Annotated in this window: 12 protein-coding genes; 7 read left to right on the forward strand and 5 right to left on the reverse strand. The window is 41.3% G+C overall.

The genetic code is table 11. From position 1 onward, the window contains the following. Positions 1 to 116 precede the first annotated feature (116 nt). Positions 117 to 1,577, reverse strand: coding sequence for a chloride channel protein (locus MsAc7_RS01005; RefSeq protein WP_338102750.1), 1,461 nt, complete (start codon positions 1,575 to 1,577; stop codon positions 117 to 119). A gap of 326 nt (positions 1,578 to 1,903) precedes the next feature. Further along, positions 1,904 to 2,908: a PhoU domain-containing protein gene (locus tag MsAc7_RS01010; protein ID WP_338102751.1), complete on the reverse strand. Its 1,005-nt coding sequence runs from the start codon at positions 2,906 to 2,908 to the stop codon at positions 1,904 to 1,906. Positions 2,909 to 3,171: 263 nt separating this feature from the next. On the opposite strand from MsAc7_RS01010, the gene MsAc7_RS01015 reads away from it, so the two are divergent. Continuing rightward, positions 3,172 to 4,167: a shikimate kinase gene (locus MsAc7_RS01015; protein ID WP_338102752.1), complete on the forward strand. Its 996-nt coding sequence runs from the start codon at positions 3,172 to 3,174 to the stop codon at positions 4,165 to 4,167. A gap of 56 nt (positions 4,168 to 4,223) precedes the next feature. Here the strand turns inward: MsAc7_RS01015 and MsAc7_RS01020 are convergent, their stop codons facing one another. Further along, the gene (locus MsAc7_RS01020; protein WP_338102754.1) at positions 4,224 to 4,406 is read right to left on the reverse strand and encodes a hypothetical protein; all 183 of its coding nucleotides are present in this window, start codon (positions 4,404 to 4,406) and stop codon (positions 4,224 to 4,226) included. 488 nt (positions 4,407 to 4,894) lie between these two features. Here MsAc7_RS01020 and MsAc7_RS01025 point away from each other — a divergent pair, with 488 nt between their 5' ends. From MsAc7_RS01025 to MsAc7_RS01035, 3 genes are all read left to right on the forward strand, one after another. Then, entirely contained in the window at positions 4,895 to 6,733 is a 1,839-nt protein-coding gene (locus MsAc7_RS01025) for a bifunctional N(6)-L-threonylcarbamoyladenine synthase/serine/threonine protein kinase (protein ID WP_338102755.1), read from the forward strand. A 48-nt stretch (positions 6,734 to 6,781) separates the two neighbouring features. Further along, positions 6,782 to 7,336: an XTP/dITP diphosphatase gene (locus MsAc7_RS01030; protein WP_338103438.1), complete on the forward strand. Its 555-nt coding sequence runs from the start codon at positions 6,782 to 6,784 to the stop codon at positions 7,334 to 7,336. Positions 7,337 to 7,524: 188 nt separating this feature from the next. Continuing rightward, positions 7,525 to 7,794 (forward strand): ribbon-helix-helix domain-containing protein, encoded by a 270-nt coding sequence (locus tag MsAc7_RS01035; RefSeq protein WP_338102756.1) that lies wholly within the window; start codon positions 7,525 to 7,527, stop codon positions 7,792 to 7,794. A gap of 246 nt (positions 7,795 to 8,040) precedes the next feature. Here the strand turns inward: MsAc7_RS01035 and MsAc7_RS01040 are convergent, their stop codons facing one another. After that, positions 8,041 to 8,835, reverse strand: coding sequence for a DUF3307 domain-containing protein (locus MsAc7_RS01040; RefSeq protein ID WP_338102757.1), 795 nt, complete (start codon positions 8,833 to 8,835; stop codon positions 8,041 to 8,043). 131 nt (positions 8,836 to 8,966) lie between these two features. Further along, complete coding sequence (locus MsAc7_RS01045) at positions 8,967 to 9,644, reverse strand: SatD family protein (protein WP_338102758.1); 678 nt, start codon at positions 9,642 to 9,644, stop codon at positions 8,967 to 8,969. Between the two features lie 657 nt (positions 9,645 to 10,301). On the opposite strand from MsAc7_RS01045, the gene MsAc7_RS01050 reads away from it, so the two are divergent. The 3 genes from MsAc7_RS01050 to MsAc7_RS01060 all read left to right on the forward strand — a co-directional run bounded on the left by MsAc7_RS01050 (position 10,302) and on the right by MsAc7_RS01060 (position 13,739). After that, entirely contained in the window at positions 10,302 to 12,335 is a 2,034-nt protein-coding gene (locus MsAc7_RS01050; RefSeq protein WP_338103439.1) for a sodium-translocating pyrophosphatase, read from the forward strand. A 296-nt stretch (positions 12,336 to 12,631) separates the two neighbouring features. Continuing rightward, the gene (locus MsAc7_RS01055; RefSeq protein ID WP_338102759.1) at positions 12,632 to 13,117 is read left to right on the forward strand and encodes an RNA-binding protein; all 486 of its coding nucleotides are present in this window, start codon (positions 12,632 to 12,634) and stop codon (positions 13,115 to 13,117) included. A gap of 244 nt (positions 13,118 to 13,361) precedes the next feature. Next, positions 13,362 to 13,739 carry a cell division protein SepF gene (locus tag MsAc7_RS01060; RefSeq protein WP_338103440.1) on the forward strand — a complete coding sequence of 126 codons (378 nt, stop codon included), beginning with the start codon at positions 13,362 to 13,364 and terminating at the stop codon, positions 13,737 to 13,739. Positions 13,740 to 13,911 lie beyond the last annotated feature (172 nt).

Raw genomic sequence — 13,911 nt, forward strand, 5'->3', positions numbered from 1 at the left:
TTTTTATTTTGGATTTTTTTTATTTGGAGTATTTTTTTATTTTGGAGTTTTTTGTGCTGAAATGGTCTTTCCATTCTTTATTTTCTTTCTTCTTTAATTTGTTGTTTGCTTACTGTTCAGGCAGTTTCCGGAACAGTATCCTCTTTTCCCATCGCTTTTGCCGTCAAACGCATTGTTTCTTTGTATTCGGATTCAAAATCCTCTTTTTCGGATTTGACCAAAATTTTCGGGGTCGGAAGGAAATTGCTGATGATTGATGCCGCTGCCAATGGAATGATATATCCGATGGGGAAAATGATGATCATTAAAATAACAACCGCCGCCGGCTTTTTCAAAATAACGGTGGTCAGTGAAACGGAGACGATTGCGGCGCAGAATATCGGATCAATCGGAAAGACAGACGCGACCACATATCCGAGAACGATTCCGGCGAAGATCACCGGAAAAATTTGTCCGCCGCGCCAACCGGTCATGATACAGAATCGGGTGATGAACAATTTGCCAATGACTGTCAATAGAAGGACGGCGGTTGTGAGCGTTGTCCAATTCATTGCCATTTCTCCGATCTGTTTTTCACCGGAGAATAATGTATACGGCAACAAAATTCCGATAGCGCCGAGAGCAACCCCACCGATGACGGCCAGAAGAATTTTGTATTTCAGTACCGGTTTGATGATGATTCTAATCACGTAGCCGAATGCGAAGTAGAGCCAAGCTCCCAAAACACCGAGAATGGCAAGCGGCAGCAAGGCCAACACTTCTTCTACGCCGATGCTGACGTAATCGTATCTGAAAAATCCACCGGTCGGGAACCAGGATGTCAGCAGGAAATATGTTCCAAAGCCGGCAATGGCGGCCAGTATGTAAATGTAAATTTTAGATTGTTTCGGGATGATGAAGTCGTCATCTTTTTCGAGAATTTTCTCAAAATTCTCTTCAAATTCATTTTTGTTCCGGAAATCTTCGCCGGACTCGACATAACCATTTTTTTTGTCGATTTTTGTTTCGGCTTCAAATTTTTTCTCTTCAATTTTTTGAGTAAAAAGGATATTGGATTCCTCTTCTTCTTCAACCGTTTTGGCGACGCCGAAAAACGGGGACCCAAATAAAGTGCCAAGCGTTGCGGCCATTCCGATTTCGGATAAAGCTTGAATCGATTTGGCTGACGCTTTGATGTGGTCGCCAATCCATGTACAAAGACTTCCGATAATGGCGACAAGAGCGGCTTCCGGACCGATACTGCCGCCGAAAATCAGCGGAAGAAAAGCGCATAAAGCAATGGACGGTAAATTTTTATATTCTATTCTTTTGTTTTTTTTCGCTTCCAAGAGCGCGACCGATAATGTTGGCGGTTGATTCCCATATTTTTTTTTCGTCCAGCCGACAAAAATGCCGCCGACAGCGCAAATCAAAATCGGCAAATATATAAAATTAATTTGAGACGGGAGGTAAACCCATAAAAAATCAGTGCTGTAATTCATCAGTTTTAAAAAAACAAATGTCACAACGCCGACAAAAGCACCCAAAATGAGCGCGTAAAGAGCAAAAACCAAACCGCTTTTCGTCTCAACTTTCATTTTCTTCCCTCCTCAAACATTGCAAAAGTCATTTCAATCCTAAAAATCTGAGTTGAACTTCAAACGAATCAATTAATAAACATAATAAATGCAAAATAAATGCAAAATTTAATTTTTGATAAATGGTTTGTTTTTATAAGTTCTTTTCTATTATATTTCGTGAATTTTATTTAATTATCTTTAATTGGTTTTTAATTATCTTTAATTGGTTTTTAATTGGTTTTTAATTGGCTTTAATTTGTTTTTAATTTGTTTTTAATTGGTTTATGATCAATGAGCCAAAATTGTATTATGAAGCATTTGTCCGGTTGATGCTTGGAGTTGCCTCATTTGGATTCGATGGACGCGTTGATTGCAATTTCCGCGATATTTGTACTGTAATCTCCGATTCGGCCGATACTGTCCATAACAATCCTGAGCGCCAAAACATTGTCAAAGGACAGCTTGGTTGTATTGTTGAATTTTTCGAGGTTAAATTTCTCAATTAACGCATTAATCTCTTTTTGATTTTCAATGGCTTGGTTGGCCAGTTTCGCGTTTGAACTGTAAAGAGCGTCCATTGTTTTTTCGGAATTTTGTTTGGCCAAAAGGCTGATTTTTTCGATTTCGGACATCGTTTCGGTGTCAATTTTAGGTTTCATGGTCAAAACCACGCGCGCGATTTTTTGGGAGTGGTCAGCGATTCGCTCAATGGGTGTTGCCGCCATTCTCAAGTCGTGGTATTCTTCAACAGACGCTTCGTTTGTGTCCAAAAAACTGGTGCCGCAAAGAATGGATTTGAATTGTTTGGAAATCACAAGGTAAAGGCGGTCAACTTCATCATCCCGCTCGTCAATGTCGGTGGCCAAGTCTAAATCGCAGTTTTTAAGAGAGATAATCGCGTCGCAAAACATGGAATTTGAGATGAGGTACATTCTTTGAATGGCTTTTTTGATCGATAAGTCGTTCGGGTTGAGCAAGTCTTGAACAAGGACGCTGTTTGAGTTTTCCTCAATAATTTCGGGACCGATTAATTTGTAGCAAATCGTTCGAAGAATCTTTTTTTGTTCCGCCAGGATTTTGGGGGATACAAATTCAATAATATCGTAGCCGGCCAGATAGGCGGCGATGACGGTTCGCTCCAAAGCTTGTCCGGTAATGTTTGTAATGTCGATGGTTTTTTTCCGAAGCGGTTTTGAGTCTATTGTCGGACATATCAGCAATTTTCCGTCCGGCTGCGGCTGAACGCCGACCCGGATGCCCGGAGAAATGCCGACTTTATCCGCCCATTGTTTCGGAAGAGATATGATATATGTTGAGCCGCCGGTTTGTTGCACTTTTCTGGTTTCCATTTCCTAACCTCGTTGATGATTTTATGATGATTTTATGATCATATAATGAATTAATGAACGAATCGAATTTATTTGACGGTTTTAAATTTTATTGAAGGACATCTCTTGAAAATAGGTAAAATGCTTAATTCTATATATATTTTGATAATTTATATATACGATTCATGAAAATAAATTATTTCAATAGAATAAACTTATGTTTTCAGAAAATTGTTTTTTGTTCATGGAATAAATTTTATAATAAAATCCCGTAACGTTGTCTTATGATTCAAAAGGGATACGGGTGTGCTTTCGGCGGCGGAACCATCATCAATGCGATTGCCGCGTGGAAAGGCTGCGCGTTTGCGACGGAGATGAAAACATACGCGCAAGTTATTGTTTCGGAGCCGGGAAATATCGGTCCTGTCGTTTCCGGTCGGAATTTGAATGATTCCGGCATGAATCCGTATTTAATGGAACGCTGTGTTGAACTTGTTTTTGAAAAAATGGATTGCCGAAAATCCGCGCGGGTTTTGACAAAAAGTGTTATTCCGGCGGCAGGAGGTCTTAAAAGCAGCAGTGCCGCCGCCAACTCTTGCGTATTGGCGGCGCTTGACGCGCTCGGATATTTAGATGAAATCGGCGTTGGCAGATCTATTGACCCGTTGGACGTTGTTCAATGGGGAGTTGCGGCGGCTAAGGATGCGAAGGTGACGATTACAGGCGCCTTTGACGACGCTTGCGCTTCTTTTTTCGGAGGCGTTGCGCTCACCGACAACCGGAAAATGGAATTAATCAGCCGCAAGACGTTTGATTATGATGTTTTAATTTTAAATCCCAATCAAAGAGCGCACAGCGCCGACGCAAATGTTTCCCGGAGTGTTCTTCTCAAAGATTTAGTGGAAATTGCTTTTGATTTGGCAAAAGACGAACAATATGAAAAAGCGATGAAATTAAACGGGCTTTTATATTGCGGCGCTCTCGGATTTGACCCGGAACCGGCTCTTTGCGCGATGGAACTTGGAAAAGAGTTTGGAATCGTTTCCGGGCTTTCGGGGACGGGACCTTCTTTTATCACGCTTTTCCCGCTCGGAAAAACACCGGATGAAATCAACCGGTTGACTCAATTGAAACAAGACGTTCGAAGCAAATGGATTTCTCTATATCCGGATTCCCGAATTTTTGATACGAAAACTTGTAACGGAGGCGCTGTTTCCGAAAGTTTGATTTTTTCAAAGAAAATGAGAGCGGAACAAAAAGATTTGATTGATTGGGTTTGATTTTGATCTGATTTCGATCTGATCTTATTTTTCATTCAGAACGATCATTATTTTTTCTATTTTTCCATTTGCATCTTCTGTTTCCATTTCCGATTGTATCTCCTGTTTCCATTTCCGATTGTATCTTCTGTTTCCATTTTTCCGATTGTATCTACTGTTTCCATTTCCGATTGTATCTGCTGTTTCCATTTCCGATTGTATCTACTGTTTCCATTTCCGATTTTATCTACTGTTTCCATTTCAGGTTGCATCCGCCACTTTTGTACTCAATTCCGTTCATCGGAATCCGCTTAAACAGACGCGGTACGCGTCTGTTTAGGCGGGATGGGTTGCTTGAGATTTCGAAAGAATCGGGATATATTTTCAGCGACCGAAGGGAGCCGTTCGCGCAGCGAACTGTCAGACTCAGACGTAACTTGGTGTTGAAAAATTCCGGAGCAAAGTGAAGGAATTTTTGATGCGATACGCGTCTGTTTAAGCGGGAGGGTTTACCTGCGTTTAAATCAAAAATGGCGGTCAACTTGAATGTTTAAACTTAAAAGCAGCCGGATTGTTTTGAAAACTCAAAAAAAGTGTGTCGCTATAATGCGCGCGTCCGCCGCCGCAAAAAAGAAAATCTCCCTTCGAATGCGTACGAAGCTGTCTTCCCGAAAACCGGACTTTCCGTTTGAAATACTATTTATATCTTAATTCGTTTCATTTCTTCATCATTCATTGAGGTTTTTACTTGAAGCGAACGCTTGTTTTGGGAATTGAAGGAACCGCTTGGAATTTGAGCGCGGCGGTTGTCGATGAAGACGATGTCATCGTTGAGGTGACGCACACTTACCGGCCGGCGTCCGGCGGCATTCATCCGCGCGAGGCGGCTCAACATCATGCGGCGCACATCGGAGAAGTTATTGCCGATGTTTTTTTCCGATTGGAAGAGACGGGAATTTCCCGCGATGAAATCGACGCGGTTGCGTTTTCACGAGGTCCGGGACTTGGTCCTTGCCTTCGAATTGTCGCAACAGCCGCGCGCATGATTTCTCAAATTCTCAAAAAACCGCTCGTCGGCGTCAATCATTGCGTAGCGCACATTGAAGTCGGCGTCTGGAAAACGGATGCCATCGATCCCGTCGTTCTTTATGTGAGCGGCGCCAATTCTCAAGTTCTTGCGTATCAGGAAGGCACCTACCGCGTTTTTGGGGAAACGCTTGATATCGGTCTTGGAAATTCTCTTGATAAATTCGCGCGCTCGGCCGGACTTCCCCATCCCGGCGGACCGTTGATTGAAAAATATGCCAAAGAGGCGACCGAAAATATTGAACTTCCGTATACTGTCAAAGGAATGGACTTTTTCTTTTCCGGTCTTTCAACAGCGGCAACCCGTCTTCTTCAAGAAAACAAAATTAAAGTCAAACAAAACCAAAGCCAAAATAACGAAGAGGCCGGCGATGTATTTTTGGCAAACATCTGCCATGCTTATCAGGAAACCGCTTTTGCCATGTCGGTTGAGGTAACCGAGCGGGCGCTTGCCCACACCGGAAAGTCCGAAGTGCTTTTGGCCGGCGGTGTCGGCGCCAATTCCCGTCTTCGGGAAATGCTGAGCCAAATGTGTCAGGAGCGCGGCGCTAAATTTTATGTTCCTGAAAAAAGATTTATGGGCGACAACGGCGCCATGATTGCTTATACCGGTCTTCTGATGTACAAAGCCGGCGATATTTTGACGTTGGAAGAATCCGCCGTTGACGCCGGGTTTCGGGCCGATCAAGTTTCCGTCACTTGGAAAGAAAAAATGCCGGTGAGCATGGAAACTGAAATTCAGAAAATGAGAAACGGTGCCGAGGCAACTGTATCTACTTTTCCGAACGCGTACGGATTTGAGCATCAAATTCATGCGGTTTTGTCCGACGATCTTGGCGGCGAAGCTGACGGTTTTGGCAATAAAATGGAATCTCTCGGAAATAAAACTAAAAATCAAAAGCATGACGCTCCGTCCGGGATGGTTGTTAAGGAACGGATCAAGAAAGGGTACCGTTTGGATGTTTTAGATGCCCGGATTCGGAAAGAGCGGACTCGGACGGAAGTCCGGATGATGACGGAAGCGCGCCGGGCCGGAGTTATTACGCCGACTGTATCCGGTGTTTCCGATGTTTCTATTCAAATGGAATATATTGACGGCGTCCCGCTCAAATTCGCGGTTGACGCGCACGAATCCGATCCCGTCTTTCTTGAATCGCTATTCGTTTTTGTCGGAAAAGCAGTCGGGAAACTTCATGCGGCAAATATTATTCATGGCGATTTGACCACGTCCAATATGATTTATACAAATGCGACATCCGCCGAGCCCGAAAAATCCGCCGTATCCGTTTGTTTCATTGACTTCGGACTTTCTTTTACGGATAAAAACATTGAGGCAAAAGGTGTGGACGTTCATGTTCTTTTCCAAACGCTTGAAAGTTCTCACCGGAATTCAAAACAATTGATTGCGTTTTTCTCAAAAGGGTATGTGTCCGAATTTAATCAGGCGACGGACGTTTTAAAACGGGCTGAAGAAATCAAATTAAGAGGACGGTACGTTTAATCCATGGAAAATCAATATTCAGGGGAAAATCGGATGAAAAATCACGGGATTCAAAAAATCATTTTTGTGACCGGCAATGCCGGAAAATTTAACGAGATTCGGGAAATTCTGGCAAATTTCGGAATTGAAGCCATTCAAAACAAAGGCGATTATCCGGAAATTCAGGCGGACGATTTAGAGCCGATTGCGGCAGCCAGTGCCAAAGCGGCGGCGGATGATTTAAAAATTCCGGTTCTCGTGGATGATTCCGGTCTCTTCATCAAAGCGCTCAACGGCTTTCCGGGACCGTATTCCCGTTTTGTGGAGGACCATCTGGGAAATCCCCGCGTTTTAAAATTGATGGAGGGTGAACAAAATCGTGAAGCTTATTTTAAAACGGTGGTAGCATTCTGCCGACCCGGGGAGGAACCGTTGACGTTTTCGGGAACCGTTGATGGTAAAATTGCGTATGAGGAACGCGGGTCCGGCGGATTCGGCTTTGACCCGATTTTTGATTATAATGGAAAAACATTCGGGGAGCTTGGGACTGAATTCAAAAATACGATTTCTCACCGCCGGCGTGCGGTTGATAAATTTTTAGAATATTTGAAAAGTTTAGATTGATCTTCAAATATCGCAAAAATGACCAGCCATTTTGTTTTTCAGCTCGGCTGTTTTCACTTTTGTTTTTTGTCATTTATATTATATTTCCATCTATTCAAAACTATATTTAATCTTAGATTAAATTGTATACAATATGAAAACAATAGTCTGAATCAGTTTTAATTAGCAGTTTGCCGATTTACTCGGCGATGACAAAATATACTCGTAAAAAGCCGGTTATTAGCGGAACAATCAGTCCGGCCCATAAACGAAAAATCGATGAGCTGATTCAAAAAGGTGAATTTGCGAGTATCTCTGATTTTTTAAATCAAGCCGTTTCCGAATACTTGAGGGAGTATGATGAAAAACAGTTGCAGCCAATAAGTTTGCTGTCCGAGCGAGACCGCGCGATTTTGGGTGAAATGATTCGGGAACAAATTATTCAGTTTTATGAAAAAACAAAGAAAGAAGAAATATAAAATCTGCCGGCTGTTAATCTTTTTGCTGTTTTTCTTTCATGTTCTTTTTCTATCTTTTAATTTTATGTTTTTTAATTTTATGTTTTTTAATTTTATGTTTTTTAATTATATGTTTTTTAATTTTATGTTTTTTAATTTTATGTTTTTTAATTATATGTTTTTTAATTTTATGTTTTTTAATTTTATGTTTTTTAATTATATGTTTTTTAATTATTATGCTGCCTTCTTAATGTGTTTTTACGGTTTTTATCTGAATATCAGCAGGTAAGCCATCAACGTTATCAGGATGCTGTAAAGTGTTCCGATTAAATAGTATTCCGCAAAAGACGGGTCCTTTGATATTCTGTCATAGCGGGCAATCGATTTCGCGGTCATGATTAAGCCGACGGCGGCAAATTGATTAATTATCATAAAAAATCCCATCAATAGACGTTCCAAAGATCCGATTGTCGCTCCGGCACCGATAATTGTCGGGTTTTCCGTTGCGTCGCTTTTTGGCGGCTGATATTTTAAAAATATTTTTTTAAAACTGACGTTTGCCGGTTTTAGAATGATTGCGGAAAAGAGAACGATTTTAAATCCGAGATACAGGTCCGCCGATGAAATCATTATGTCAATGGTTTTTGAAACCGTTTCAGCTGACAGCCACAAGGCGGCAGCTAAAATAATTGAAAGGTGCAGAACCTGATCGATGATGTATGCATTTCGCAACGTTTCGTTTTTAGCGTCGGCTGTTTTTTTGGTCCACTTTAATTTTATTAAATCAATTGAGGCATGAGATAAGACTATTCCGGCAATCGTAATTATTATGGCGATAACTTCCGAATTTGTCGGTTTGGGTATCTCCGTTAGGGTTGGAAATATAAGATAAAACATTAAAAACGCTAAAAACGGAATCGAATACAAAAGGCAGTGGATCAATGCTTTTTTATAATTATTTTCTTTTTCTCCGGCCAGTTTTTCCGTTTGGAGGTAGTAATCTCCAATGACGTGGCAAAATAAGAAAACAAATAAATAAAATTTAAAGATTTCCGAATCCATTTTATTCCTCTGCCCTCTTTTTTTGATTTTATCTGCCTTTTATTGTCTGATCGATTTGCCTATTTTTATTGTCTGATCGATTTGCCTATTTTTATTGTCTCGTCTATTGCTGTCTATTGCTTTATCTATTTTTATTCATTTCCTATTTTTTGAAGAACATCGCAGATTGATTTTTTTGTTCGAAGGTAATTATAATAGCCTGAACTTTGAATTCTTAAGTTTAAAGCCGGTGCTGATGTATTTAGTAAAACGGCTAATTCTTTTTGAGGAATTTTTGTGTCATGTCCGAATCGAAGAACACTTTCTTTAATAAGTGTTTTTTGTGTTTTTCGCCAATGTTTTTCCATATAATCACACACGTGAAGACTTTCATTTATCAAGTTGACCACATCGGCGAACTTTTCATTTTCAATCTCTACAGCCACCTTAGATATATTATAATCGTTATTACTGTGGATAATATTGATGGCTCGCCGGGCGCACCAATAAGCCGGTCCGTCAGCGCCGACGCTTGATTTTCTGTTAATTTCAGTTTCGATGCGGCCGATTCCAATTCCGAATCGAATTTCAATCGGTTCCAATTCAAATTTTATCCGGTCCAAGATCTCCAGTAAAAGTGTCGCACTTTTGAGCAGTCCCTGAAATTCGTCCCCCAACGTAATAACAAAATCCGATGCTATCTCATCGGCATATTGTCGATTGATTCCGGCCATCACATCCTTCAGTTCCTTTTGAATTTTATTTCGGTCTGTTATTTTTTTTGATGAAATGATGTCGCCGATGATTGCAAAATATATATCTTCATTCATTTTCTTAACTGCCTTGCTGTGAATGATTGTTGAAAATAACATCTATTGAATGAATTAATGTTTTAAATTGTAAAATTTAAGTTATATCTTTAATTTTCCCTAAATTTAGGTTATACCTTTAATTATCCTAAATTGGATTATATCTTTGATTTTCTAAAATTGAATTATATTTTTGATTTTCCTAAAATTGGATTATATCTTTAATTTTCCTAAAATTTAAGTTATATCTTTAATTTTCCTAAAATTTAAGTTATATCTTTAATTTTGCTAAAATTTAAGTTATATCTTTAATTTTCCTAAAATTTTGGTCATATCTTTAATTTTTCTAAAATTAAGGTTATATCTTTAATTTTGTTAAAATTTAGGTTATAACCTTAATTCAAATGAATTCTAATTATTTAAAATTATTTATTTTCCTCTTGCAGCTCTTTTGAATGAACTGTCTCAATGATGGAGTTTTGAAACGTTTTTATGAAACAATTATATAGGTAAATACCTATTTCCATGCAGGACACGTCGTTTTCCTGCGTTATTGTTTGACAATTTTTCGGGTGGCGGCTTGTGATTCTTGTTATTCTTATCATTTTTGTTTTCACATGAGATGATATTTCATTCATCATTTTCAATTTTTAAAAAGAGGTTAAGAGGTTTACCATGATGGAATATTTGATTTACCTTGCTCCCATCTCCGGTATCATCAGTCTTCTCTTTGCAGCTTTTTTGGCGAAAAAAGTCCTTTCCGAGGACAAAGGAACCCAGGAAATGCAAGAGATTTCTGCTGCGATTCAGGAAGGGGCAATGGCTTACTTGAACCGGCAATACAAAACAATCGCGATTGTTGCGGTTATTTTAACAATTTTAATTGCGGTCTTTTTGTGGCCGCACGGCGGTCTTAAAATTGCCATCGGATTTGTATTCGGTGCGCTTTCATCCGCTGCCGCCGGTTATATCGGCATGAACGTTTCCGTTCGCGCCAATGTCCGAACCGCCAGCGCCGCCAAAGACAGTTTGGAACACGCTTTGAATGTCGCGTTTCGCGGCGGCGCCGTCACGGGACTTTCCGTTGTCGGTCTCTCTATTCTCGGTGTCAGTTTGTTTTACATCATCTACGGGGACATCAATTTGGTTGTCGGATTCGGTTTCGGTGCCAGTTTGATCAGTCTTTTCGCCAGAGTCGGTGGCGGTATTTACACAAAAGCAGCTGATGTCGGCGCGGATATTGTCGGAAAAGTCGAAGCGGGAATTCCCGAAGATGACCCCCGAAATCCGGCCGTTATCGCCGACAACGTTGGTGACAACGTCGGCGACTGTGCCGGTATGGGCGCCGACTTGTTCGAAACCTATGCGGTCACACTTTTGGCGGCCATGCTTCTCGGATCCCTTTTGATTACGGCGATTCCGAATGCGGTTTTGTACCCATTGATTCTCGGCGCAACCGCCATTTTGGCCACGATTGTTTCTATTTTCTTTGTCCGTCTCGGCAAGAACAAAAACATCATGAACGCTCTGTACAAGGGCGTTGCGGCAGCGACGGTTATTTGTGCCGTGATTTTCTTTTTCGTGACCAACTACTTAATCGGCGACTATAAATTTTACTTGGCAGCCCTTGTCGGTATGGTTATCACCGTTTTAATGGTCGTTTTCACGGAATATTACACGTCCACCAAATTCCGTCCGGTCAAAGACATTGCGAAGGCGTCTCAAACCGGTGCCGGGACCAACGTTATTTCAGGTCTTTCTTTCGGATTTGAAAGCACGGCGCTTCCGGTTATTGTGATTATTGCCGGTATTTTAATTTCCTTCTTCATTGTCGGCGGCGCAACCAATTCAACCCTTGGACTTTACGGCATTGCGATTGCGGCCGTTTCCATGCTTTCCACAACCGGAATGATTGTTGCGCTTGACTGCTACGGTCCGATTACCGACAACGCGGGCGGCATTTCTGAAATGTCTAAACAACCCGAGTCCGTTCGTGAAATCACCGATGCGCTTGATGCGGTTGGAAACACCACAAAAGCCGTGACCAAGGGATATGCGATCGGTTCGGCCGCTCTCGGTGCTTTGGCGCTTTTCGCTGACTTTAAGTTAAAGGCGCATTTGGATTCCGGTGCGCTTGCCATTGACAATCCGCTTGTTTTGATCGGTCTTTTGATCGGCGCGCTTTTGCCGTTCGTCTTTGCAGCGGTTACCATGCGTGCGGTCGGAACAGCGGCGATGGGCGTCGTCGAAGAAGTCCGCCGCCAGTTCCGGGAAATTCCGGGAATTATGGACGGTACCGCAAAGCCGGAATATGGCAAATGTGTGGACATCGTGACATCCGCGGCTCTTCGCCAAATGGTGATTCCGGGAGTTCTTGCAATCATTGTTCCGTTCATCGTCGGATACGTTTTCGGTTCCGCTGCGCTTGCCGGTCTTTTGATCGGAATCATCGTTGTCGGACTCATGCTGGCCATGACCTTAAACAATGGCGGCGGCGCTTGGGACAATGCGAAAAAGTTGATTGAATCCGGTCTTTACGGCGGAAAAGGTTCCGACGCTCACAAGGCAGCTGTTGTCGGCGATACGGTCGGCGACCCGTGTAAGGACACATCCGGTCCGGGTTTGAACGCTTTAATCAAAGTCGTGAACATGGTTGCCATTTTGTTCGCCACACTTTTCACGATGGGCGGACTTTTCGGCGGATTGTTCTAACGCCAATGTGTAAAATGAGGAACCTGTTTCCGGTTCCTTTTTTTCTTTTTATTTTTTCATCGATTTTTTGTTTATCATTTTTGCGGCGTTGTGCTGTGCGTATTATGGCATTTTTTGTAACTTTGTAACTTTCGCTATCGGTTGTTGCCCACGCGAGCGTTGTGACATTACGTTTTCTTTTTTCTCAAAATCGAGTCTTTGTTTTTCAAAATATTCGAAAAAGGGATGAATTGGGTTTTTGAGCAAATATCTTTTTATATACAGTTTTTCATATTCAACCGTCAACAGGTGATTTTTTGAGAATTAAATCCAGAGTCAGTCTCAGAAAAAATGATAAAAATAAAATTATTGCGTCGCTGGCGGAAGTTTTCGGCGATAGCGTTTCTTCTCTCTCCGATTCTAAATTCGAAGTCATCACGACGGACGAATTTAAGGTGATCTTCGTCGACGGCAAACAGATGTTTTTTGAATTCGACGGCGAGGTTTTTCCGACCGTTCGGGGGGCGCTTTCTTTGATGCCGGACAAACGGTTGGTGGTTGTTGATATGGGCGCCGTTAAGTTCGTGGTCAACGGGGCGGATGTCATGAGTCCCGGAATTGTTTTTGCCAACCCGGTGATTCAAAAAGATGATTTGGTGATTGTCGTGGATGAAACGCATAAGAAGCCGCTGGCAATCGGGCGCGCATTGATTTCAGGCATTGAAATGACTGATTCAAAATCAGGAAAGGCTGTTAAGTCGCTGTCGTACGTCGGCGATACGCTTTGGAACCTGGAAATTTGACGGGACGACGGTCTTTTGGGCATTGCTTATATATAAGTTTATAAATGAAGAAATCATTAAGCTATTGATTATTCAGATGATTTTCTATAATTAGATTAATAAATCATTAAGCTATACATAAAGCAATCATCCAATTTAAATCAATTATTGGTAACTTTAGTCAAAGTTTATACACATTTCAATTTATTCTGTATTTTATAATTTTAATTCCAATTCAAACCAAAGGTGTCTCATCGTGAGTTTCATGAAAAAAATCCTTGGCGGATCCGGCCAATCCAAGCAATCGGACGACTATTCAGCATACATCGACCTTGACAAATTCGAAAAGGACATTGATAAAGACACGGCGAACGAGCCTGCGGAAACTTATGTCAAGATTGCGATTTTTACCAATTTCGATCAAATCACGATGCTTAAAAAGGAAATTTACGACGGAAACATTCTCATCGTCGATATTTCCAACATCAAGTCCGACGAACGTCTCAGAAACCACTTGTTCAACGAGCTTAAAGATGTGGTTTTAGATGTTCACGGCGACATTGTCGGCATGAAAGACAACAACATTTTGGTCACCCCGACCGGTATTAAGGTTGACAGAAGAAAAATCGGTGGAAATTACTGATTCCGCTTTTCATTTTCTTTTTTTTCGTCTTTTTCATTTTTTATTTCTTTTCATTTTTTTGCTTTTTTGTTTTTCCTTTTCCTTTTTGCGGCGAGCGGTTGCGCGCGTTATGGCGACACATTTTCTTTTTGCTCCGATAATTCCTCTGGGGCAATTTTTTGAAAAGTCAACG

The organism is Methanolapillus millepedarum, from assembly GCF_032594115.1.
Classification (GTDB): Archaea; Halobacteriota; Methanosarcinia; order Methanosarcinales; family Methanosarcinaceae; genus Methanolapillus; species Methanolapillus millepedarum.